Genomic DNA, 21,980 nt, shown 5'->3' on the forward strand with positions numbered 1-21,980 from the left:
TCTACTCGTGTAGATTCAGTGGCGATTGTTAGTCACATCACACACTCAGGAAGGGTCGATGATGACCACCCTTACCAAGAATCCGCCCGCTGCAGCGCACAAGGCGCCGCAGCGTTCCAACCGGGGCCGTGGCATGGCAAAGCTGGGCGACCTCAGGATTGCGCTGCTGTTCATCCTTCCGGCGATGATCGGCTTCGTTGCTTTTTTCCTGGTGCCGACCATCCGGGGCATCTACTTGAGCTTCACCGAGTACAGCGTGCTGGGCGAACCGGAGTGGATCGGCCTTAAGAACTACACGTCGATTTTTGCGGACGAGCTCTTCTGGAACGCCATGGCGGTGACCGTCCAGTACGTCGCAATCAACATCGGCCTGCAGACAGTCATTGCGCTCGGCCTGGCGCTGCTGATGCACCGCGTGGCAAAGTCCACGTTCGTCCGCGGCGCGTTGCTGCTTCCGTTCCTGGTAGCCAACGTGATCGTTGCCCTGCTGTGGTTCTGGATGCTCGATTACCAGCTGGGTATCGTGAACGAGATCATCAACTGGATGGGCCTTCCCCGCATTGCCTTCTTCGGTAGTGAGCAGTGGGCCATCCCCACTATCGCCTTCGTCAACGTCTGGCGCCACATGGGCTACACCGCCCTGCTGATCTTCGCCGGTCTCCAGTCCATTCCCAACCACGTTTACGAGGTCGCCTCGCTGGACGGCGCCTCGCCGACCAGGACGTTCTGGAGCATCACCATGCCGCTCCTGCGCCCGGTCCTGGCACTGGTCCTGGTGGTCACCGTCATCGGATCGTTCCAGGTCTTCGACACCGTCGCGGTCACCACCGGCGGCGGTCCGGTCAACGCCTCGCGCGTCATCCAGATGTACATCTACCAAAAAGCCTTCGGCGAATCGGACTTCGGGTACGCCTCCGCCCTGTCCGTCATTCTCTTCGTGATCCTCGCACTCGTGGCCTTCATCCAGATGAAGTTCCTCAAGGGCAACGAATCGGATCTGGACTAAGGAATCCCTGCCATGACCACTCAAACACTCGCCCCCCGCAAGCCCATCAACTGGCGCCGCGCAGGCGCCTGGACGCTCGTCGCCCTGGCGCTCATCGTCACCATCGTCCCGTTCCTGTGGATGCTCCGGACGGCCCTGTCCAGCAACCACTCGCTCGCCTCCAACGCTGCGAACCTCCTTCCGGCCGACTTCAGCTGGGGCGCTTTCAAGCGGGTCTTTGGAATGCAGTCCGCAGAAGAGGCCATTGCCGAAGGAGGCTCCGGGGCCGACATTAACTTCTGGCTCTACCTCCGCAACTCCATTATCTTTTCGACCGTGACCACGGCCGGCCAGGTCTTCTTCAGCGCCATGGCCGCCTACGCTTTCTCCCGGCTCCGCTGGCCGGGACGGAACCTGGTGTTCGGCCTGTTCCTCGCCACGATGATGGTGCCGCCGATCTTCACCGCGCTGCCGAACTTCCTCATGATCAAGAACCTGGGTCTGCTGAACACGTTCGCCGGCCTGGCCCTGCCGTTCCTGTTCATGACCCCCTTTGCGATCTTCTTCCTGCGGCAGTTCTTCCTGAACATGTCCCGTGAGGTCGAGGAGGCAGCGATGCTCGACGGTGCGAAGCACCTGCGCATCTTCTTCCAGATCGTGCTGCCCAACGCCGCAGCACCGCTGGCCACGCTCGCGTTCCTGACGTTCGTGGGCCAGTGGAACGAATACTTCTGGCCACTGCTGGTGGGCCAGGACGAGAACGTCCGTGTCCTGACCGTGGGCCTGGGCGTCTTCAAGTCCCAGTCCCCGCAGGGCGCCCCGGACTGGGCCGGACTCATGGCCGGCACCATCGTCGCCGCCCTGCCGGTACTGCTGCTCTTCTTGGCCTTCGGCAAGAGAGTGGTCAACTCCATCGGCTTCTCCGGCATCAAGTGAAGCCTCTCCCACCAAACTCAGCCCAAACCGCCGCTCCCGGCAATCCACGCACCACCCACGAAAGGTCCATCATGAAGAAATCCCTCGGCGCCGTCGCTGCCGCCGCAGCCATCGCCTTGTCCCTCTCCGCCTGTGGCGGCGCATCGTCCACCCCTTCGGCCGAGGCCAAGGGCGAAATCAACTACTGGCTCTGGGACGCCAACCAGCTTCCGGCCTATCAGCAGTGCGCCGCCGACTTCACCAAGGCCAACCCCGACATCAAGGTCAAGATCACCCAGCGCGGCTGGGACGACTACTGGACCACCCTGACCAACGGCTTCGTCGCCGGCACTGCACCGGACGTCTTCACCGACCACCTCTCCAAGTTCCCCGAATACGCCTCGAAGAAGCAGCTGCTCGCCCTGGACGACGCCGTTCAGAAGGACGGGGTCAAGCTGGACGTCTACAACAAGGGCCTCGCCGATCTCTGGGTGGGCCAGGACGGCAAGCGCTACGGACTGCCGAAGGACTGGGACACCGTCGCGATGTTCTACAACAAGAAGCTCGTCAAGGACGCCGGCTACACCGAGGAGCAGCTGAAGAACCTCGACTGGAACCCGCAGAACGGCGGCAGCTACGAGAAGGCCATCGCCCACCTCACCGTGGACAAGAGCGGCAAGCGCGGCGACGAGGCAGGCTTCGACAAGTCCAAGGTGGCCGTCTACGGCCTGGGACTGGAGAACTCCGGCTCCGGCCAGGGCCAGACCCAGTGGAGCTTCCTGTCCGCCACCACCGGCTGGACCCACACGGACAAGAACCCGTGGGGCACGAAGTTCAACTACGACGATCCCAAGCTCCAGGAGACCATCAAGTGGTGGGCCGGCCTCGCGGACAAGGGCTACATGCCCAAGCTTGAGACCACCGTCGGCGCTAGCGTCTCAGACGCATTCGGTGCCGGCAAGGCCGCCATCAACACCAACGGATCCTGGATGATCGGCCAGTACACCAGCTACAAGGGTGTCGAAACCGGAATCGCCCCCACCCCCAAGGGACCTGAGGGCAAACGCGCCAGCATGTTCAACGGCCTGGCCGACTCCGTCTGGGCCGGCACCAAGAACCCGGCTGCTTCCGTGAAGTGGGTTGAGTACCTGGCCTCCAGCGCCTGCCAGGACGTTGTCGCCTCCAAGGCCGTCGTCTTTCCCGCCATCAAGAGCTCCTCCGAGAAGGCTGCCGCTGCCTTCAAGGCCAAGGGCATCGACGTCACCGCCTTCACCACGCACGTCACCGATGGCACCACCTTCCTGTTCCCCATCGCCGACAAGGCCGCCAAGGTGGACGGCATCATGAAGCCCGCCATGGACGCGGTTGTGTCCGGCAAGAAGGATGCCAGCTCCCTGACTGACGCCAACGGCCAGGTCAATTCCCTCTTCAAGTAGGGACGAAACTGGGCGACAATCGAAGCCCAGGCATCCACCGCAGCACCACGGTTGCGGGGCCGGCGCGCACCTGCCGCCCGGCCCCGCAACCGGCTTACCTTACCTTTCTGCATCACGCTCCTCACCGAAAGAGAACTACCTATGGATCCCCTGCACCTCCGTTCCGCCGGCACCAGCCTGGTGATCAGCTTTAGCAGCGGGGAGGCCGAGGTCATCCATTGGGGCGCCGAACTTGGCGGCCACCTCCCGGACCTCGCCATCCTCACCGAACCCGTCCCCCACTCGGCCATCGATGCCACGGTCCCCGCAGGCCTGCTGCCCCAGGCGTCATCCAGCTGGCGGGGGCGGCCGGCGCTGCGCGGCCACCGGATTGCCGACGGCGTCTCCGGCCTCGACTTCTCCGTCCGCCTGCGCGCTGTCCGCGCCACGGTGAACGGCAACACCGCGGTTATCACCCAGCGGGATGCCGACACCGACATCACAGTGGAGTCCACGCTCGCCCTGAACGCCGGCGGCCTGCTGGAACTGCGCCACACCGTCACCAACTCCGGCACCTCGCCGTTCCAAGTCGACGAACTGGCCACTGTCCTCCCGGTGGCTCCGGACGCCGTCGAACTCCTGGACCTGACCGGGCGCTGGTGCCGGGAACGCCATCCGCAGCGCCGCCCCATCCAGCAGGGCACCTGGGTCCGCACCGGACGCCACGGCCGCACCGGCCACGATTCCTCGCTGCTCTTCGCCGCCGGAACCGCCGGGTTCGGCAACCGGCACGGTAAAGTCTGGGCCACGCACCTGGCCTGGAGCGGCAACCACGAACAGTTCGCCGACACCATCGGCGACGGCCGCACCATGATCGGCGGCTCGGAACTGCTGGGACCGGCCGAAGTGATCCTCCAACCGGGCGGAAGCTACACCACGCCAGCACTCTTCGCGGCCTATTCTGACCGCGGTCTGGACGGCATCAGCGAGGCGTTCTACAGCTGGTTCCGGTCCCGCCCGCACCATGTCCTGCCCGCGGCTTCTGCCAATGCCGGAGCCGGAAAACCGCGCCCGGTGGTGCTCAACACCTGGGAAGCGGTCTACTTCGACCACGACCTGTCTACGCTCATCGAACTGGCCGATTCCGCCGCCGACCTCGGCGTCGAGCGCTTCGTCCTCGACGACGGCTGGTTCCGCGGCCGCCGCGACGACCACGCTGGCCTGGGTGACTGGTACGTGGACGAGACGCTCTGGCCTAACGGCCTCACGCCGCTGATCGATGCCGTGACATCGCGCGGGATGGAATTCGGCCTCTGGGTGGAACCGGAAATGGTCAACCTGGACTCCGACATAGTCCGGGCACACCCCGAGTGGATCGTTGGTCCTGCCGCCGCCTCCCACAAGGACGGCGGACGCCTGCCGCTGGCCTGGCGGAACCAGCACATCATCGATCTCGTGAACCCTGAGGCCTGGCAGTACATCTTCGACCGGATCGACGCCCTCCTGCGCGAAAACAACATCAGCTACCTCAAGTGGGACCAGAACCGCGACCTGACCGAACACGGCCACGCCGGCCGCCCCTCCGTCCACGAACAGACGCTCGCCGCCTACCGGCTGTTCGACGAACTCCGCAAGGCCCATCCCGGCGTCGAGATTGAAAGCTGCTCCTCCGGCGGTGCCCGCGTGGACCTGGGCATCCTGGAACGCACAGACCGGATCTGGGCCTCGGACTGCAACGACGCGCTGGAGCGCCAGACCATCCAGCGCTGGACCGGCCTGGTGGTCCCGCCGGAGCTCGTGGGCGGCCACATCGGCCCCACCACCTCCCACACCACGGCCCGCACGCACGATCTGTCCTTCCGCGCCATCACGGCGCTGTTTGGGCACTTCGGCATGGAATGGGACGTCCGCGAGGTGCAGGGGGCGGAACGCGACGAACTCAAACGCTTCATCGGGATTTATAAGGAGCACCGCGGGCTTATCCACAGCGGCCGGATGGTCCGCGCCGATGTTCCCGACGATTCGATGATGCTGCACGGCGTTGTTGCGGATGCCGCGGCGACGGATGCCGTCGCATCGGGCACGACGGCGGCGCTGTTCGCCCTCGTGAGCACGCGGACGTCGTTTGCCGAGCAGCCGGGCCGGATCACCGTTCCCGGCCTGGAGGCAGCACGGAACTACCGGGTGGAGGCCATCTTCCCGGCGCCCAGCGACGCGGACTACGCCCACACGTTCACGCAGGTCCAGCCGCCGGCCTGGCTGGCCTCAGGGGCCGAGGCCAGCGGCAGCTTCCTGGCCGAGGTCGGACTGCCCATGCCGATCCTCAACCCGGAGCACGCGGTGCTCCTGAAGTTCACGGCGCTCTAAGGCGCACTCAACTCACTGGCCTGGGCGGTTCGCCGCCCGGGCCAGTGCCACGTGAGGCCGCAGGCCGTTCCGCAACGGGCGCGAACGGATCCTTGAGCCCTGCAGGCTGTAACGAAGCCCCGCTCCCGGAGGCCGGGCGGGACAACACGATAGATTTGCATCCATGACTGAAGCACCCTCCGCCACCGAAGCCGGCCGCGCAACCATCCTTGTCCTCAATGGCCCCAACCTGAATCTTCTCGGCACCCGCGAGCCGGAGAAATACGGCACCTCAACCCTTGCCGACGTCGAACAGTTGGCGCAGGATGCCGGAGCTGCTCACAGACTGGACGTTGAGTGTTTCCAGTCCAACCATGAAGGCGCCCTGGTGGACGCAATCCACGCCGCACGGGGCAAGGCCATCGGCATCGTCCTCAACGCCGGCGCGTACACGCACACGTCCGTGGCCATCCGGGACGCGATCTCAGCCGTACAGCTGCCTGCCGTGGAAGTCCACATCACCAACGTGCACGCCCGCGAAGCGTTCAGGCACCACTCCTACCTTTCGGACATCAGCAAGGCCGTGATCGCGGGCGCCGGGATCATGGGGTACCGCTTTGCCGTCGAATACCTCGCCGAGCTGCATGCCGGCAAGGCCTGACAATGCCGGCCGAGGCGATGGGCACCGCAGACTGGTACCGGCATTTCGGCGCCTTTGATGCCCCCGGTTCCTCGGCTTGCTACGCCGACTGGTCGTTGCACATCGCTGACGATCCCGAGCTGATTGCGCGGATTGAACAGTGGCCGCACAACAAGCGCCAGCCCCTGCTGATGTTGGCTGCCGCCCGCTTCCTCGGCGCCAGGATTTCCCCCTATGGGGAGTTCCGGAAGTTTCTGGACGAGCATTGGGCGGACATCTCGCGGACCGTCCTCTCGCGTGCCACGCAGACGAACGAGGTGGGCCGCTGCGCCACCCTGCTGCCTTCGCTGGCCGCCATCGCGGCCGCCGAAGGGAAGCCGCTCGCCCTGATCGAAGTCGGCGCGTCTGCCGGCCTGGCGCTGTTCCCGGACCGCTACTGCTACGAGTTCGACGACGGGACGACGGTCACGCGACTGCTTCCGGCACGGCCGCGGAAGGGTCAGCCTGCCGCGCCAGAGCCGCCCGCCCTCCGGTGCATCACTTCGGGCATGGTTCCCCTGCCCGGCCGACTGCCGGACATCGTGTGGCGGGCCGGAATCGACCTGAACCCCCTGGACGTCGGAAATGACGACGACGTCGCCTGGCTCGAAGCCCTGGTCTGGCCCGAGCAGGACTTCCGCCGTGAGCGGCTACGCCGGGCGGTCGCCGTCGCCCGGCAGGAGCCGCCGCTCCTTGTTGCCGGGGACCTGAACGAGCAGCTGGTCTCCTTGGCACGCCAGGCACCGGACGATGCGGCACTGGTGGTGTTCCACAGTGCCGTCATGGGCTACCTCAGCGCGGAAGGCCGCGCGCGTTTCCGGACCACAGTCCAGGGCCTCGCTGCAGACCGGGGCTGCCACTGGTTGTCCAACGAGGGCGAGATGGTGATCGCCCAGGAGGACGGCTCCAACGTGGTGCCTGAAATGGACCCGGAACGGCTCAAAGGACGTTTCCTGCTGCTGCAGGACGGCCTGCCGGTGGCCGTCACTGGGCCGCATGGCCAGAGCCTGGAGTGGCTCTAGCCGTCTGTCGGAACTGCTACTGCTGGATGCACTGTCCTGACGACACTGCCGCCGAGAGGCCTGGGGCTTCGTTGACTACCGGCCGAAGGTCGATCATGGGGATGGCGAAACCCAGGGCAGCGTTGGACGTGGTCTTGGCGAAGATCACGCCGGCCACCTGCCCCCCGGTGGTCAGCAGCGGTCCGCCGGAGTTTCCCGGCTGCACGTCCCCGGCGAGCTTGTAGACCTCATCCGGAACAGGATTGTTGCCGTAGATGTCCGGCACCAGCACTGTGGAAATGCCCTGGACCGTCGCCGGCTTCGACTGGAACGGGCCACCGTGCGGGTAGCCCGCAAATGCTGCGGCAGTGCCGGCCGGAAGATCAGGACTCAGGCCCAGTGATTCTGTGGCCAGGCCCTCGACGGCAAGGACTGCCAGGTCCCGCTGGCTGTCGAAATAGACCACGCGGCCCGGTAACGCGCCGCCACCCGGAACCTCCACGACAGGCTGCGACACGCCCGCCACAACATGCGCATTTGTGACCACCCGGCCCGGCGACACAACGAAGCCGGTCCCGGTCTGGTTCTGCCCGCATTGGTAGGCGGTACCGGCGATCTTCAGGACTGAACCGGCCGCCCGGTTCAGGGCAGGGGTGTCAGTGTTGGCATTCGGCACAGGGACCTGCTGGTCCTGCCCGATGCCCTCGATCAGCCGGGGGATGCCGTCCCCGATCACCGCCGACCGCAGCTGGGCCATGGTGGCCTTGACCGGGTTGGGGGTCAGGCCGTCGATGAAGCGGATGACCCTGGATTCGGCGAGCTGCTGAGAAACGAACGGCACACCGAGGGCACCGATGCTGAACGCCAGCATGGACATGACGAGGGCGGCCACAACGAGGTTCACCGCGCCACCGACCGTCCTGTCCACGGCGCGCAGCGGTTTCAGGCGCACGGCACTGCGAATGCTGCGGCCGATCGTGGTCCCCAGCGCGTTTCCCAGCACCATCAGCACAATGGCGGTACCGATGATCGCGGTCAGCCGCCAGCCGCTGTCCTCCACAAAGTTGCTGACCACCGGCACGGAGAGGAACGCTGCGACGGCTCCGGCAGCGAAGCCGGCAATGCCGCCGAGGGTGACCAGGAACCCGTTACGAAGGCCATAGATCAGGTAGGACAGGAGCGTCAGTAACAACGCCAGGTCCAGAACAGTCAGGCCAAACACCGGGTCTCCTCACAGGCAGCTAAGCCCCGATTCTACTGGCGGATTCTGACAATTCGCCGGTGGACGGCGGCGGCGGCCGTGTGCTCCCAGCGCCTTTTGGCCTGTTCTGCTGCCAAGTACGTCACAGAACGTAGAAAATTCTGAAACAATGGCACAAGCGCCCCAGCCGACACATTTTAATCAGGAGAATTCATGGACATCGAGGTATTGCGCCGCGCACCCCTTTTCGCCACTCTGGACGACGAGGCTTTCCGTCTGCTGACGGACGAGCTTACCGAGGTTGACCTGTCCCGTGGGGCATCTGTATTCCGCGAAGGCGATCAGGGTGATCAGCTCTACTTCATTGTGTCCGGCAAGGTGAAGCTCGGCCGTACGTCCCCCGACGGCCGCGAATCGCTGCTGGCCATCCTTGGCCCGGGTGAGCTCTTCGGCGAGATGGCGCTGTTCGACCCCAGCCCGCGTACGGCAACTGCCACGGCTGTCTCCGAGACCCGCTTGGCAGGCCTCAGGAACGAGAGCCTGAACTCCCTGCTGCGGACCCGCCCGGAGGTTTCGGCCCAGCTGCTGCAGGCGCTGGCCCGCCGCCTGCGCCGCACCAACGACTCACTGTCCGACCTTGTCTTCTCCGACGTCCCGGGCCGCGTGGCCAAGGCGCTCCTGGACCTGGCCGACCGATTCGGCCGGCCGGCCACCGACGGCGTCCTCGTTGCACACGAGCTCACGCAGGAAGAGCTGGCACAGCTCGTCGGCGCCTCCCGAGAAACCGTGAACAAGGCCCTGGCCGAGTTCGTCCAGCGCGGCTGGCTGCGCCTCGAAGCCCGCGCCGTAGTGATCCTGGACATGCAGCGCCTCCGCCAGCGCTCCCGCTAAGCCAAATAACAAAGCCGCCCCGGTATCAACCGGGGCGGCTTTTTGTTCTTAAGTCACCAAGGTCGGAGAACGCCCCTCCGCCTCCGCTGGTTGAGCCTGTCGAAACCAGCGGGCCGGAACCTTGATCTCGACAAGCTCGATCAGCCGTAATCAGAGCGTCACCGAACAGGCAACAGGAACTGCGAGAGCGTCACCAAAAAAGCGACAGGAACCGCGAGAGCGTCACCGTTCCCGCTGGGGCTCGTGGGCCACGGTCTTCGCGGCCTCGACTTCGAGCATGAGCGTCCCGTCTTCCTGGACCAGCCGGGGCTGGTACACGTGCGGGGTGCGCTTGTAGCTGAGGTAGGCGATGCAGCCGTTGGCCGCTGCCATCTTCTCGAGCATGATTTCAGAGCCGGGGACCAGGAGCTGGCCAAGCGTGAGGCCCACGGTGTTTTCCTGGCCCACCTCGTCGCCGAGCGCCGTCGTGTCGCGTTCGCTGACAACTTTGGTGGCGCAGACCCAGCGGCCCCACACGCCCTTGCTGGCCAGGACGGTGGGCTGCTGGTTCATGGGAACCGTGGCGGCGAAGTAGCGGGTATTGAAGCGGCGGTGTGCAAAGTCCGGGCTGAGCCAGTTCACGAGCGGCTTCAGCAGGTCCGTGCGCAGCGACAGGCCCCGCTTGGCGAGCACCTCGGTGAAGGACTTTTCCTGCGAAGCCACGGCTTCGCGCACTTTCATCCATTCGGGCGTGGATGTTCCCTCAACGGTGGAGGACAGGTCCGGACCGGCCAGGAGCACGCCGGTCTCTTCGAACAGTTCCCGGACGGCGCCCACAACGTGGCGGCGCGCCAGCCCGACGTCGTCCGTTCCCATCTGCTCGGCCCAATGCTGGGGCGAGGGGCCCAGCCAGCCGAGTGCGTCGTCGTCGGACGCTTCCAGGGACCCGCCGGGAAAGGCGAGGACGCCCAGCGGCGAAGACCCGGGCCGGTAACCGAGCCAGGTCTCCAGACCGGTGGGCGAATCACGGAGCAGGACTACCGAGGAGGCGAACCGTGCGGCGCGGGGCGTCCGTTCGCCGTGATCGATCCAGCTTTGTGCCGCCCCTTCGAGCTCGGGGGGAAGAACAAACAGGCGACGTGCTAGCTGGGGCAAGGAAGTGACCGGTCCTTAGCTGAATTCAGCGATCAGTTCGACTTCAACGGGAGAGTCGAGCGGCAGGACAGAAACGCCGACGGCGGAACGGGCGTGCTGCCCCGCGTCACCAAGCACCCGGCCAAGTAGTTCGGAGGCACCGTTGATAACGCCCGGCTGGCCGGTGAAGGACGGGTCCGAGGACACGAAGCCCACCACCTTGACGATGCGGGTGATGCGGTCGAGGTCGCCGATGACGCTCTTGACGGCGGCCAGCGCATTGACCGCACAGACGGCGGCGTACGCCTTGGCGTCCTCGGGGGACACCGTGGACTCGTCCGATGTGCCTTCGGTGCCGGCGGAAACCTTGCCGGTAGCTTCGAGTTTGCCGTCAATAAACGGCAGCTGCCCGGAGGTGTAGACGTGGTTGCCGGAGATGACGGCCGGCACGTATGCGGCCACGGGCGCGGCCACTTCGGGGAGCGTCAGGCCGAGCTCGGCAAGCCGCTGTTCGACGGCGGAAGACGGCGCCGCTGCAGCGCTGGAAGCGGTTTCCTGAGGCGTGGTCATGCTACTGCTTCTCCCTCTTGAGGTAGGCAACCAGACCGTTGCCTTCGGGGCCGGGGACTACCTGGACAAGCTCCCAGCCATCCTCTCCCCACTGGTCCAGAATCTGCTTCGTGGCGTGGATTATGAGCGGAATCGTCGCGTACTCCCATTTGGTCATGAACTCAAGCCTAGTCCTTGCCGGTAAACTGGAGAACATGGCGACTGGTAAGAACCCTATATTCGACACGGCCACCACCCTCGGAAAGTTATTAGCCTTCCTTGGCGTGAGCGCTATTTGTGGCGTCCTGGTGGCCGGCCTGCTGGTTCCGGCGGCGGCCGTTTCAGGCAGCTCGGCCAGTGGCTCGATCGAATTCTTTGACACTCTCCCGGCGGAGCTGCAGGTGGACCCACCCAGCCAGTCCACCAAGATCCTGGCGAAGGACGGGAGCGTCATCGCCAACCTGTTCGCGGAGAACCGCACCCGCGTTCCGCTCGAGCAGATCTCCCCGTACATGAAGAACGCGGTCATCGCCATTGAGGACAGCCGGTTCTACGAGCATGGCGGCGTGGACACCACCGGCATCCTCCGCGCCCTCGTCGCCACGGCGCGCGGCAACAAGCAGGGCGCGTCCACCATCACGCAGCAGTACGTTAATAACGTCCTCAACGCCTCGCTTGAATCCGAGGGCCGCGGCGAGGACATCAAGCTCAACGGCGTGAACAAGGGCGTGGGCGACAAGCTGCGCGAAATGAAGCTCGCCATCGCCCTGGAAAAGAAGTTCACCAAGGAACAGATCCTTGAGGGCTACCTCAACATCGTGTTCTTCAACCGTGACGCGTACGGCATCGAGGCCGCGTCGAAGTTCTTCTTCAGCACCACGGCCAAGAACCTCACGCTCCCCCAGGCAGCGCTGCTGGCCGGCCTCGTCAACAGCCCCTCGGCCTTTGACCCCATCACCAATCCGGACAACGCGAAGGTCCGACGCGACCTCGTACTGAACGCCATGTTCAAGCAGGGCAAGATCACCAAGGCCCAGCACACCGCAGCCGTCGCCACCCCGGTGACCACCAAGGTCACCCCCGCGCGCCAAGGCTGTGCCTACTCGCCCACGGCCCCCTATTTCTGCGACTACGTCCTGCACCTGCTGCTGAACAACCCGGCGTACGGCGCGGACGCGAAGGAACGCGAAAAGAAGATCTTCCGCGGCGGCCTCACCATCAAGACCACCCTGGACCCCAAGGCGCAGAAAGCCGCCCAGGACCAGGTCAATGCCTCCGCCGGCACCAACCCCGACAAGTGGGGCGCAGCCCTGGTATCGGTCGAGCCCAAGACCGGCCGAATCACCAACATGGCCCAGAACACCTCGTGGTTTGCGGGCAAGGGCAAGTTCGACTCCCAGATCAACTTCAGCGTGGACCAGTACGACGACCAGGGCAACGACCTCAACGGCCTCGGCGGCGCGCAGCCCGGTTCCACGATGAAGCCGTTTACCTTCGCCGAATGGCTGGACGAAGGCAAGTCGATGAACACCATCGTCAACGCCGCCCAGCGCCGCTACCCGCAGGACTTCCCGTGGCGGAACACCTGCTCCACGCCCACCGTCGGCTGGTACGACAGCACTAACGGCACCGATGACCTCCAGAACGCTGAAGAGGGCTATTACCGGAACATGACGGTGCTCGACGGGCTGAAGAACTCCATTAACACGGCCACGTTTGCCTCAGCTTCCCAGGTTGACCTGTGCGGCATCCAGAAGGTCGTGGACGCCGTTGGCCTGCACGGCGGCCTGCCGGTCCGCGACAAGGAAACCAACGCGGTGGTCGACGCAAACCCCAAGGTCACCATGACCACGCTCGGCAACCTGCTCGGCTCGACCCAGACGGCTCCGCTGACCATGGCCAGTGCATTCGCCACATTCTCCAATGACGGAAAGTACTGCGCTCCGATCGCCATCACGTCCGTGACCGACCAGACCGGCTCCCAGCTCCCGGCACAGTCGACCGCCTGCCGGGATGCCATCAAGCCCGAGGTGGCCCGGGGCGTGAACTATGCACTGCAGAAGGTCCTGAACGAGGGATCCGGCTCGCTCATCCAGCCCCGGATTTCCACCCAGACCACGTTCCCCATCGCTGCCAAGACGGGTACGTCCAACAACAACGGCTCAACCTGGGTGGTAGGACACACCACGGGCCTCGCCACGGCTGCCTGGTTCGGCGACGCCCTGGGTTCGCAGGACCGTGCGGGCCAGAATGTCACAATCAACGGCAAGTTCTACACCGGCATTGACGGTTACATGATCGCCGGGCCGATGTTCTCGCAGTTCATGTCCCAGATTGCTCCGACCTACGGCACCGACCCCTTCCCGGAACCGCCGTCCAACCTGCTGTACGGGACCCCGGAGTTCCAGCCGTCCGTCCCCGTGCCGGACAACCCGCAGCCCCCGAGCGACACCGGTAATAGCACGGGCGGCACCACGGGCACCACCGGCGGCAACACCGGAAACGGCAACAACACCGGAAACGGGAACGGGAACGGCAACGGCAACGGCAACAAGGGGAACGGCTGACAGTGATCGACACGTCACTCATGGCAAGCCGCGCGCGAAGCATCGCGCGCGGCTTTGCCGTTACTGCCGCCGCCGGATCTGCACTGGGCCTCGCCGCCGCTGGCTACGGCCTGTGGGAGAAGAACCAGTTTGTCCTGCGGGAAGAATCGCTGCCCATCCTGCCTGAAGGCCAGGATCCGTTCCGGATACTGCACCTGAGTGACATCCACTTTGTTCCTGGGCAGAACGCGAAGGCCGAATGGCTCCGCTCCCTGGCCGAGCTGAAACCGGACCTCGTGGTGAATACCGGCGATAACCTCAGCCACGCCAAGGCTGTGGATCCGCTGCTCTCTGCCCTTGCCCCCCTGATGGAATTTCCCGGCGTCTTTGTTCCGGGATCCAATGATTACTACGCTCCGCGGCTCAAGAACCCGGCTGCGTACCTGCTGGGGCCGTCAAGGGAGCAGCGGGATTCCGAGGTGCTCGACTGGCCGCGCCTCCGCGCCGGCTTCGGCATGGGCGGCTGGGTGGACCTGACCAACCGCCACCAGTCGATTGTGCTCAGGGGCATGCGGTTCGATTTCTCCGGCGTGGACGATCCCCACCTGAAGCGCGAGCGCTATGCTGGCTGGCCCAGGGGCACCAGGGGCCAGGACTCGAACGCCCACCTGCGCGTGGCTGTTATCCATGCCCCATACCAGCGTGTGCTGGACCATTTCACTGAGGACGGCGCCGACCTGCTCCTCGCCGGCCATACCCATGGCGGCCAGCTGTGCATCCCCGGGTACGGTGCCATCATTGCCAACTGCGACATCCCCACGTGGCGTGCGAAGGGCCTGCACGACTGGCAAAGCAACGGCCATACGACGCCGGTCAACGTCTCCGGGGGCATCGGCACCTCGCGCTTCGCCCCTGTCCGTATCGCCTGCAAACCCGAGGCCGTCCTGCTGACCCTTGCTCCCCGGGCCTAGCCGCCGAAACGGCCAGGCTCGACGCCCCACGACCTCCGAAACCATGTGTAGCGCGGCACTCATGGCATAGGGTAGTTGCTACGGGAAACTACATTCGCACTTGAGTTCAAGAAGCGGGCATGGCCAAGCAGACTTCGTTTTTCAGATCCATCAGCCGTCTCTATCCCCATGTGAAGCCGATCCTCCCCCGGCTGTTCATGGGTCTGTTGTGCGCACTCCTTGCCAGCGTGGTGGCACTCACCATTCCCCAGGTCCTGCGGGCACTCGTCAATGACTCACTCCGGCCTGGGGCCACTGCGGACGCGGTGTGGTCATCTGCCGGAGTCATCCTCGTCCTAGGGATCGCCGAGGCAGGGCTCGTGGCCCTGCGCCGGACCTTCGTCATCAACCCGGCCACCACGGTAGAGACGCGCATGCGAGTGTCCCTTTATGGCCATCTGCAGGATCTCACCGTTTCCTTCCATGACCGCTGGGGCTCCGGCCAGCTGCTCTCACGCGCCATGACGGACCTGAACTTCCTGCGGCGCTGGATGGCCTTCGGTGCCATCATGCTGGTGGTCACTACGCTGACCGTGGTGATCGGCGTGGTGGTGATGTTCACCATGAGCTGGCAGCTTGCCCTCATCTTCCTGGCCGCGGCCGGCCCCATCATGTTCTACAGCTTCCGCTTCAGGACCCGCTTCAGCAAGGTGGCCCGGCGCAGCCAGGACCAGGCTGGCGACCTCGCCACCACTGTCGAGGAGTCCGTCCACGGCATCCGCGTGCTGAAGGCCTTCGGCAGGAGCCGCGAGGCGCTGGAAACCTTCAACGGCCAGGCCGAAGAGCTCCGCCAGACCGAGATCGCCAAGGCCAGGCACCAGGCCACGTTCAGCATGGTGGTTACGCTCCTGCCCGAACTGGCCCTCGGTGCGGGACTCGTGGTGGGCATCATGCTGGTGGCGGCAGGCCAGCTCAGCATCGGCTCGCTCGTGGCGTTCTTCGCGACAGCGGCCGTCATCGCCGCGCCCGTGGAGTTCTCCGGAATGCTGCTGGCCATGGCCCTGACCGCCAAGAGCGCCCTTGACCGCCACTTCGAGGTCATGGACACCCGCAACACCATCACCAGCCCGGAGCGTCCCGCGCGGCCCGCCGAGCTGCAAGGTGCGCTGAGCTTCAACAACATCACCTTCGCTTTCGAGGACGCCCCGGACAAGCCCATCCTCAAGGGCATCACCCTGGACATCCGCCCTGGCGAAACCATGGCGCTGGTGGGCATCACCGGCAGCGGCAAGAGTGCCCTGCTCCAGCTCGTTCCGCGCCTCTATGACGTCACGGACGGGTCCATCACCATCGACGGCGTGGACCTGCGCGACTTCAGCGTCGAAGAACTGCGCAGCGTGGTGGGTGTGGCGTTTGAGGACACCACACTCTTCTCCAACTCCGTCCGTGACAATGTGCTCCTGGGCGCCCGGACCGGTGTAGGAGCCGGTGTCCCCGACGCCGGCAACGACGAGCTGGAGGCCATCCTTGAAGAGGCGCTTGACACCGCCCAGGCCCACTTCGCCTACTCCCTGCCGGAGGGACTGGATACCCTGATCGGAGACGAGGGGCTGAGCCTCTCCGGAGGGCAGCGGCAGCGCATCGCCCTGGCCCGGGCCATCGCCGCCAACCCCCAGGTGCTGGTGCTCGACGATCCGCTGTCCGCCCTGGACGTCAACACCGAGGAACTCGTGGAAAACCGCCTGCGGCAAGTACTTGCCGGCACCACCACGCTGATCGTCGCGCACCGCCCGTCCACCGTGGCGCTGGCCGACCGGGTGGCGCTGCTCAAGGACGGCCGGATTGCCGCCGTCGGAACGCATGCCGAACTGCTGGCCACCAACGACCACTACCGCTACGTCATCGCCAGCCTGGAGACCGAGCCACGGGACCTCGACTCCGAACTTTCCGCCCTCGAGGACGACGCTGAGGAGTCCATCCGATGAGCACCGCAGCGTTCGGTACCGCGAACGAGGACAATGCCCACCTGAGCAAGAGCGACAGCAAAGCCGTACGACGGCGGTCGCTCGCCTTACTGGCCACGCTGATCCGTCCCGTCCGGCTCCGGTTCTGGCTCACCATCGCCATGGTGGTCCTGTCTCAGGCGGCCCGCGTGGCCGGACCGGCCTTGATTGCGTTCGGCATCGACCACGCGCTGCCGGCCCTGCAGGGCGGTGACAACCTCCCCTTGGTGATAACCGGCGTCGCGTATCTCGCGGCGGCGGTGGCGACCGCCGTCCTGACCGCCCTCTACGTCACGTCCACGGCGAAGCTCAGCCAGGCCATGCTGCTGGACCTGCGACTCTGGGTGTTCCGGCACACGCAGCGGCTCAGCCTTGAGTTTCATGAGAAATACACCTCCGGCCGGATCATCGCGAGGCAGACGTCAGACTTGGAGGCCCTCCGCGAGCTCCTCGATTCCGGGGTCAGCTCGCTGGCGTCCGGGATGCTTTTCATGGTGTTCACGGCGGTAACGGTCTTTGCCCTCGACTGGCGCAGCGGTCTGATCGTGGTGGCGGCCGGCGTTCCGATGTTCCTGCTGGCGCGCTGGTACCAGAAGCATTCGCAGATCGCGTTCCGTGAGTCGCGGGTGGTGTCCGCCCGCCTGATCGTGCATTTTGTGGAGACCATGACCGGAATCCGTGCGGTGAAGGCCTTCCGGAAGGAACGCGAAAACGCGGCGCGGTATGGGGAACTGGCCGAGGAATACCGGAAGGTGACCGTCCGGTCGATCAACCTGAACGGGATCTTCCAGCCCGGCCTGGTGCTGATCGGCAACGTCTGCGTGGCGGCGGTGCTGCTGTTCGGCGGCTTCCGCGTCCTCAACGGCGACCTCGCTGTGGGTGTGTTGCTGGCGCTGATGCTGTCCACGAAGCGCTTCTTCCAGCCCGTGGACCAGATGGCCATGTTTTATAACTCCTTCCAGAGCGCCCAGGCGGCGCTCGAAAAGGTGTCCGGACTGCTCGAAGAGGTGCCCACCGTCCGCCCGCCCGGGAACGCGGTGGCCCTCCGCGATGCCCGCGGCGCCGTCGAGTTCAAGGACGTCGAGTTCCGCTACGGAAGCGGCCCCCTCATCATCGCAAGGCTCAACCTCGCCATCCCCGCCGGCCAGACGGTGGCACTGGTGGGGCAGACCGGCGCAGGCAAGTCCACCCTCGCCAAACTGATAGCCCGCTTCTATGATGTCTCCTCCGGTTCCGTTACGCTCGACGGCGTGGACCTGCGCGAGCTCAGCACCGCGGACCTGCGGCGGAACATCGTGATGGTCACCCAGGAGGCGTTCCTGTTCAGCGGCTCCGTGGCGGACAACATCGCCCTCGGCCGGCCGGAGGCGTCCCGCGAGGAAATCGAGGCAGCGGCCAAGGCAGTGGGTGCGCATGAGTTCATCGCCGAACTCCCCGAGGGCTACGACACGGACGTCAACAAGCGCGGCGGCCGCGTCTCCTCGGGGCAGCGCCAGCTGATCAGCTTCGCCCGCGCCTTCCTGGCGCGGCCAGCCGTCCTGATCCTCGATGAGGCGACGTCCTCCCTGGACATCCCCTCCGAGCGGCTGGTCCAGAACGGACTGGCCCGGCTGCTGCGGGGCACGGACGACGACGGCGGCACTGCCGTCTCCGGCGCCGACGCCTCCCCGGGAAACGGCACCAGTGACGACGGCGGACACCGTGATGCCGGACGCACGGCGCTCATCATCGCGCACCGGCTCTCCACGGTGGAGACAGCCGACAGGGTCCTTGTGGTCCACGATGGCCGCGTTGTGGAAGACGGCACTCCGGAGGAGCTGATTGGCGGCGGCGGCCGCTTCGCGCAGCTGCACGGAGCCTGGAAGGATTCGCTGGTCTGAGGCCCGGCGCCGAAGGCCACCTGCCGGGTCCCCCCGCCTTTGGAGGAGGACGACGGCGGGTTCCGCCCCTTGCGAGCCGAAACCCGCCAAAGGTGGGGAAACCAGCGGCCGCCGCGCTCTGCCGGGCCGTAATGCTGGCGGTCCTGGCCTCGATTTCGCATGTGGCCTCTGTATCGGCTATTCTTGTAAAGTTGCTTTTGCAGCGGATCGGGATGTAGCGCAGCTTGGTAGCGCGCTTCGTTCGGGACGAAGAGGTCGCAGGTTCAAATCCTGTCATCCCGACCAACAAAAGAGGGTCTCCCCAGGGAGGCCCTCTTTTTTCATCTTTGGCTGCATCCTCCGCCGGGTTCAGAACCCTTGGTTGGTGATATTCTGCCGCGCCTGCCCGTCGCCCAGCAGGGGAATCCTGACCCGGTTCGAGCCGTCGTCCTCCAGGTAACCGCCCCGGCTCTCGTAGGTTTGGACGGAGTTCACGTAACTGTGGCGCAGCCGCAGGCCGACCACAAAGAGCACCAGGGACTCCAGCAGCGCCGCGATGCCGACGATCCCCCAGACAAAGGACCCGGCGTCGGCCGTTCCGCTCAGCACGCCGGCCACCGATGTCCCGGCCACCGCTGCCACCAGCAGCGAGGTGCCGGCGATGCTCCACAGGACGTATGCCCGCTGCAGCCCGTTGGCTCCGTGCGTCTTTGATCCTTGGCGCTGGGTTCCCTGACGCTTGGTTCCCTGTCGCCTGATTCCCTGTCGCTTCACAATGTGTCCCTTCATGTGACGGCCGCAACGTGGTGGAAAGAAAACGGCCCCGGGACATGGTTCGCGCATGTCCCGGGGCCCGGTTTCCGAAAAAGCCTTGCTACATCGGATCCGGCCAGTTGCCAATCGTGGCGGGGGAATCCATAGGATCGGGCCAGTTGCCGATGGTGGGCTTGTTCACGTCCTTCACGCGCATGGGATCCGGCCAGTTGCCAATGGCAACCGCGGAGCCCGCATTATCAACAATAGAACCGGCAGACAGAACGGCCGGAGCCGTGGCGGAGAATGCAAGTGCCCCTGCCAGAACGGCAGCGGCTGCAATCTTCTTCAACATGTGAGTTCCTCAATACGAGTCGGTTTCGTTACATAGTCAGCACAGTCCTTGTTGACATACATTGTAAAATGTTTTCCACAGGGGCTGTCAAGCATTGTGTACAAAGACTGTCCGGAATGAGGAGGAATCCCGTGGGGAACGGATTCGGAGAGAAGCTCCGAGCAGAGCGGCTCGAGCGCGGCCTGACCCAGGCGGAACTGGGCAAGGACCTTTACTCCCCCAGCTATATCTCGCTGCTTGAAACGGGCCGACGGGAACCGACCGCAGACGTCATCGAGGAGCTTGCCCGCCGGCTGGAGCTCGCGCCAAAGGCGCTTGAGGCCTGGAGCCAGCCTATCTCGGTCAGCGACGCCGAATACGTCCTGGCGGGGCTGTACGCCCGGCAGGCCTGGGACCTGCGTGACTACGCGCTTGCCGCCGACCATGCTGCCACCGCCGCGCGCATCGCCCTCGAAGGCAAGAACACCAGCGCCTGGTGGAACATGACCTACATGCAGGCCGAATGCCTCATGAAGCAGGGCCAGCTCAAAGAGTGCCAGAAGATCATGGAGCACCTCTCGGAGCATCCGATGGCCACCGAGTCCGCCGGCCTCGGAGTGCGTGCCCGGCAGATGCTCGCCGCACTGTGCCACGGACAGGGCCAACTGGCGGCCGCCGTCGAGCATGCCCAGAAGGCCGTGGAACTGTGCGCCCAGCTTCCCAAGGGCTCCACGCTGATCATCGGCGCACTCCGCGCCCTGATCGGCGCCCTCGCCGAGAGCGGCCGGCTGGACGAGGCCTGGAAGTACTGCCAGGACATGAACGAGCAAATGGACGAGAACTCCATGTCCCAGCTGGCCGGCGAAGTGGCCTGGGTGATCGGGAACGTCGCCTTCATGCGCCACGACTACCCCGAGGGCATCAAGCACCACGAGCGCGCGGCCAAGCTGCTGTCCCCTGCAAACGACATCGATCTTTGGGCCCGCTTCAACAAGGCCTCGGCCGCCGTCCGGCTCTCGTCCGGGATCGTGGAACCCGAGACCCTCTCCGCCATTGAGCGCGCCGAGCTCGCGCTGTCCATCGTGGGCGGCAACAAGACGGACCAGCTTGAGGTGGCCTTCATCCGTGCCCGTTGGCTCTACCTCACCGGCGATATCGTGGCGGCGGTGCAGAAGCTGCGCGAAATTCACGCCGAGCGCAGCGCCCTTGCCAAGCACACCGCGGGCGAGGTGTCGCTGCTCCTGGGCAAGTCGCTCAAGGCCGCTGGCGAATCCGAGGAAGCCCTGGTGCTCCTGCAGGAAGCCCAGCGGGAGTTCAGCGGGGCCGGCGCGCAGGACCGCGTGCAGCAGGCCTTGGACGCCATGCTGGAGATCAGGCTCGCGCAGCGCCGGGCCGAGGCAGCCGAAGCCAGCTAGGACCGGCCGCCCTCCGGAACGGAGACTTGCTCCGACCCGGAGGGGACCGCTCCGAGACGGAGGGGCGGCCGCCGTTACGCGAACGTCCGGCCGGTGAGCTTTTCGTACGCCTCAACGTAGCGCGCACGGGTGCGCTGCACGACGTCCGCAGGCAGGGCCGGAGGCGGTGTGTCGGAGGCCCTGTCCCAGCCCGACTCGGCGGACGTCAGCCAGTCGCGGACATACTGCTTGTCGTACGAGGGCTGCGCCTGGCCGGGCTTGTACGTTGAGGCATCCCAGAACCGCGAGGAGTCGGGAGTGAGGACCTCGTCGCCCAGCGTGATGGCGCCCGTGACGACGTCGTAGCCGAACTCCACCTTGGTGTCAGCCAGAATGATGCCCCGCTCACGGGTAATTTGCTCGGCCTTGGTGTAGATCTTCAGCGTCAGTTCGCTGAGGCGTCCGGCGATGTCATCGCCCACCATGGACGCCACGGCGTCATAACTGATGTTTTCGTCGTGCTCACCTACCTCGGCCTTGGCCGAGGGCGTGAAGATCGCCTTCGCGAGCCGGGAGCCGTCCACGAGTCCCTCGGGGAGCGGGATGCTGCAGACGGTGCCGGACTGCCGGTACTCCACGAGGCCCGAGCCGGTGAGGTAGCCGCGGGCAATGCATTCCACCGGGAACATCTCGAGCTTCTTGCAGATCATGCCGCGGCCTTCCACCGCCGCGGGCACGCCGTCCTCCACAGTGGACGCCAGAACGTGGTGCTCGACCTCCAGCTGGTCGAACCACCACAGGCTCAGCTGGGTCAGGATGGCGCCCTTGTCCGGGATTTCGCTGCTGAGCACGTGGTCAAAGGCGCTGATGCGGTCGCTGGCCACCACCAGCACGCAGTCTTGCCCGAACCGGCTGTTGATGGAGTCGTCCGCCGGTTCGTACAGGTCCCGGACCTTGCCCGAGTAGGTGTGCTTCCAGCCCGGAAGCTCCAGGGTGGACGTGTCCAGGCCGCGCTTGGGGGCGGCGGTGTTCTCAGGTTCTGCCAC

The 21,980-nt window shown here is 65.5% G+C and carries 19 protein-coding genes and 1 tRNA gene; 13 read left to right on the forward strand and 7 right to left on the reverse strand.

Annotated features, from left to right (window positions below; translation table 11 throughout):
• Positions 1-61 precede the first annotated feature (61 nt).
• From LQ144_RS14285 to LQ144_RS14310, 6 genes are all read left to right on the forward strand, one after another.
• On the forward strand, positions 62-1,006 hold the full coding sequence (locus LQ144_RS14285; protein ID WP_230119390.1) for a sugar ABC transporter permease: 945 nt from the start codon (positions 62-64) through the stop codon (positions 1,004-1,006).
• Between the two features lie 12 nt (positions 1,007-1,018).
• Positions 1,019-1,921: a carbohydrate ABC transporter permease gene (locus LQ144_RS14290; RefSeq protein ID WP_230119362.1), complete on the forward strand. Its 903-nt coding sequence runs from the start codon at positions 1,019-1,021 to the stop codon at positions 1,919-1,921.
• A 71-nt stretch (positions 1,922-1,992) separates the two neighbouring features.
• Positions 1,993-3,336 carry a sugar ABC transporter substrate-binding protein gene (locus LQ144_RS14295; RefSeq protein ID WP_230119363.1) on the forward strand — a complete coding sequence of 448 codons (1,344 nt, stop codon included), beginning with the start codon at positions 1,993-1,995 and terminating at the stop codon, positions 3,334-3,336.
• A 141-nt stretch (positions 3,337-3,477) separates the two neighbouring features.
• Positions 3,478-5,682: an alpha-galactosidase gene (locus tag LQ144_RS14300; RefSeq protein ID WP_230119364.1), complete on the forward strand. Its 2,205-nt coding sequence runs from the start codon at positions 3,478-3,480 to the stop codon at positions 5,680-5,682.
• A gap of 163 nt (positions 5,683-5,845) precedes the next feature.
• The gene (gene aroQ / locus LQ144_RS14305) at positions 5,846-6,322 is read left to right on the forward strand and encodes a type II 3-dehydroquinate dehydratase (RefSeq protein ID WP_230119365.1); all 477 of its coding nucleotides are present in this window, start codon (positions 5,846-5,848) and stop codon (positions 6,320-6,322) included.
• A gap of 2 nt (positions 6,323-6,324) precedes the next feature.
• Positions 6,325-7,362 carry a DUF2332 domain-containing protein gene (locus LQ144_RS14310; RefSeq protein ID WP_230119366.1) on the forward strand — a complete coding sequence of 346 codons (1,038 nt, stop codon included), beginning with the start codon at positions 6,325-6,327 and terminating at the stop codon, positions 7,360-7,362.
• A gap of 16 nt (positions 7,363-7,378) precedes the next feature.
• Here LQ144_RS14310 and LQ144_RS14315 read toward each other — a convergent pair whose 3' ends face one another.
• A complete protein-coding gene (locus LQ144_RS14315) occupies positions 7,379-8,563 on the reverse strand; it encodes a MarP family serine protease (protein ID WP_230119367.1) in 1,185 nt (394 codons plus the stop codon).
• Positions 8,564-8,755: 192 nt separating this feature from the next.
• On the opposite strand from LQ144_RS14315, the gene LQ144_RS14320 reads away from it, so the two are divergent.
• Positions 8,756-9,433, forward strand: coding sequence for a Crp/Fnr family transcriptional regulator (locus tag LQ144_RS14320; protein ID WP_205652417.1), 678 nt, complete (start codon positions 8,756-8,758; stop codon positions 9,431-9,433).
• 222 nt (positions 9,434-9,655) lie between these two features.
• On the opposite strand, the gene LQ144_RS14325 is transcribed toward LQ144_RS14320, so the two are convergent.
• The 3 genes from LQ144_RS14325 to LQ144_RS14335 are packed head-to-tail and all read right to left on the reverse strand — an operon-like array spanning position 9,656 to position 11,273.
• Positions 9,656-10,567, reverse strand: a complete 912-nt coding sequence (locus LQ144_RS14325; protein WP_230119368.1) for an NUDIX hydrolase — start codon at positions 10,565-10,567, stop codon at positions 9,656-9,658.
• A gap of 15 nt (positions 10,568-10,582) precedes the next feature.
• Positions 10,583-11,116: a RidA family protein gene (locus tag LQ144_RS14330; RefSeq protein WP_230119369.1), complete on the reverse strand. Its 534-nt coding sequence runs from the start codon at positions 11,114-11,116 to the stop codon at positions 10,583-10,585.
• Position 11,117: 1 nt separating this feature from the next.
• A complete protein-coding gene (locus tag LQ144_RS14335) occupies positions 11,118-11,273 on the reverse strand; it encodes a DUF4177 domain-containing protein (protein ID WP_205652420.1) in 156 nt (51 codons plus the stop codon).
• Between the two features lie 37 nt (positions 11,274-11,310).
• On the opposite strand from LQ144_RS14335, the gene LQ144_RS14340 reads away from it, so the two are divergent.
• The 5 genes from LQ144_RS14340 to LQ144_RS14360 all read left to right on the forward strand — a co-directional run bounded on the left by LQ144_RS14340 (position 11,311) and on the right by LQ144_RS14360 (position 18,759).
• The gene (locus LQ144_RS14340; RefSeq protein ID WP_230119370.1) at positions 11,311-13,662 is read left to right on the forward strand and encodes a transglycosylase domain-containing protein; all 2,352 of its coding nucleotides are present in this window, start codon (positions 11,311-11,313) and stop codon (positions 13,660-13,662) included.
• A gap of 20 nt (positions 13,663-13,682) precedes the next feature.
• A complete protein-coding gene (locus LQ144_RS14345) occupies positions 13,683-14,612 on the forward strand; it encodes a metallophosphoesterase (RefSeq protein WP_230119391.1) in 930 nt (309 codons plus the stop codon).
• A 119-nt stretch (positions 14,613-14,731) separates the two neighbouring features.
• Positions 14,732-16,576 (forward strand): ABC transporter ATP-binding protein, encoded by a 1,845-nt coding sequence (locus LQ144_RS14350; protein WP_230119371.1) that lies wholly within the window; start codon positions 14,732-14,734, stop codon positions 16,574-16,576.
• The gene (locus LQ144_RS14355; protein WP_230119372.1) at positions 16,573-18,474 is read left to right on the forward strand and encodes an ABC transporter ATP-binding protein; all 1,902 of its coding nucleotides are present in this window, start codon (positions 16,573-16,575) and stop codon (positions 18,472-18,474) included. The genes LQ144_RS14350 and LQ144_RS14355 overlap by 4 nt, the downstream gene beginning before the upstream one ends.
• Positions 18,475-18,682: 208 nt before the next feature.
• Positions 18,683-18,759: transfer RNA gene (locus LQ144_RS14360), tRNA-Pro, on the forward strand.
• A 63-nt stretch (positions 18,760-18,822) separates the two neighbouring features.
• Here the strand turns inward: LQ144_RS14360 and LQ144_RS14365 are convergent.
• On the reverse strand, positions 18,823-19,227 hold the full coding sequence (locus tag LQ144_RS14365; RefSeq protein ID WP_230119373.1) for a hypothetical protein: 405 nt from the start codon (positions 19,225-19,227) through the stop codon (positions 18,823-18,825).
• A gap of 100 nt (positions 19,228-19,327) precedes the next feature.
• Complete coding sequence (locus LQ144_RS14370) at positions 19,328-19,561, reverse strand: hypothetical protein (protein WP_230119374.1); 234 nt, start codon at positions 19,559-19,561, stop codon at positions 19,328-19,330.
• Between the two features lie 131 nt (positions 19,562-19,692).
• On the opposite strand from LQ144_RS14370, the gene LQ144_RS14375 reads away from it, so the two are divergent.
• A complete protein-coding gene (locus LQ144_RS14375) occupies positions 19,693-20,955 on the forward strand; it encodes a helix-turn-helix transcriptional regulator (protein ID WP_230119375.1) in 1,263 nt (420 codons plus the stop codon).
• Positions 20,956-21,029: 74 nt separating this feature from the next.
• Here the strand turns inward: LQ144_RS14375 and LQ144_RS14380 are convergent, their stop codons facing one another.
• The gene (locus tag LQ144_RS14380) at positions 21,030-21,980 is read right to left on the reverse strand and encodes a phosphoribosylaminoimidazolesuccinocarboxamide synthase (protein WP_230119376.1); all 951 of its coding nucleotides are present in this window, start codon (positions 21,978-21,980) and stop codon (positions 21,030-21,032) included.

It is taken from the genome of Arthrobacter sp. Bi83, from assembly GCF_918698095.1.
Classification (GTDB): Bacteria; Actinomycetota; Actinomycetes; order Actinomycetales; family Micrococcaceae; genus Arthrobacter.

Excerpts from the sequence above, each read along its gene's own strand:
- LQ144_RS14285 (WP_230119390.1), top strand. The coding sequence starts at position 62 with ATGACCACCCTTACCAAGAATCCGCCCGCTGCAGCGCACAAGGCGCCG.
- LQ144_RS14290 (WP_230119362.1), top strand. The coding sequence starts at position 1,019 with ATGACCACTCAAACACTCGCCCCCCGCAAGCCCATCAACTGGCGCCGC.
- LQ144_RS14295 (WP_230119363.1), top strand. The coding sequence starts at position 1,993 with ATGAAGAAATCCCTCGGCGCCGTCGCTGCCGCCGCAGCCATCGCCTTG.
- LQ144_RS14300 (WP_230119364.1), top strand. The coding sequence starts at position 3,478 with ATGGATCCCCTGCACCTCCGTTCCGCCGGCACCAGCCTGGTGATCAGC.
- aroQ (WP_230119365.1), top strand. The coding sequence starts at position 5,846 with ATGACTGAAGCACCCTCCGCCACCGAAGCCGGCCGCGCAACCATCCTT.
- LQ144_RS14310 (WP_230119366.1), top strand. The coding sequence starts at position 6,325 with ATGCCGGCCGAGGCGATGGGCACCGCAGACTGGTACCGGCATTTCGGC.
- LQ144_RS14320 (WP_205652417.1), top strand. The coding sequence starts at position 8,756 with ATGGACATCGAGGTATTGCGCCGCGCACCCCTTTTCGCCACTCTGGAC.
- LQ144_RS14330 (WP_230119369.1), bottom strand. The coding sequence starts at position 11,116 with ATGACCACGCCTCAGGAAACCGCTTCCAGCGCTGCAGCGGCGCCGTCT.
- LQ144_RS14335 (WP_205652420.1), bottom strand. The coding sequence starts at position 11,273 with ATGACCAAATGGGAGTACGCGACGATTCCGCTCATAATCCACGCCACG.
- LQ144_RS14340 (WP_230119370.1), top strand. The coding sequence starts at position 11,311 with ATGGCGACTGGTAAGAACCCTATATTCGACACGGCCACCACCCTCGGA.
- LQ144_RS14345 (WP_230119391.1), top strand. The coding sequence starts at position 13,683 with ATGGCAAGCCGCGCGCGAAGCATCGCGCGCGGCTTTGCCGTTACTGCC.
- LQ144_RS14350 (WP_230119371.1), top strand. The coding sequence starts at position 14,732 with ATGGCCAAGCAGACTTCGTTTTTCAGATCCATCAGCCGTCTCTATCCC.
- LQ144_RS14355 (WP_230119372.1), top strand. The coding sequence starts at position 16,573 with ATGAGCACCGCAGCGTTCGGTACCGCGAACGAGGACAATGCCCACCTG.
- LQ144_RS14370 (WP_230119374.1), bottom strand. The coding sequence starts at position 19,561 with ATGTTGAAGAAGATTGCAGCCGCTGCCGTTCTGGCAGGGGCACTTGCA.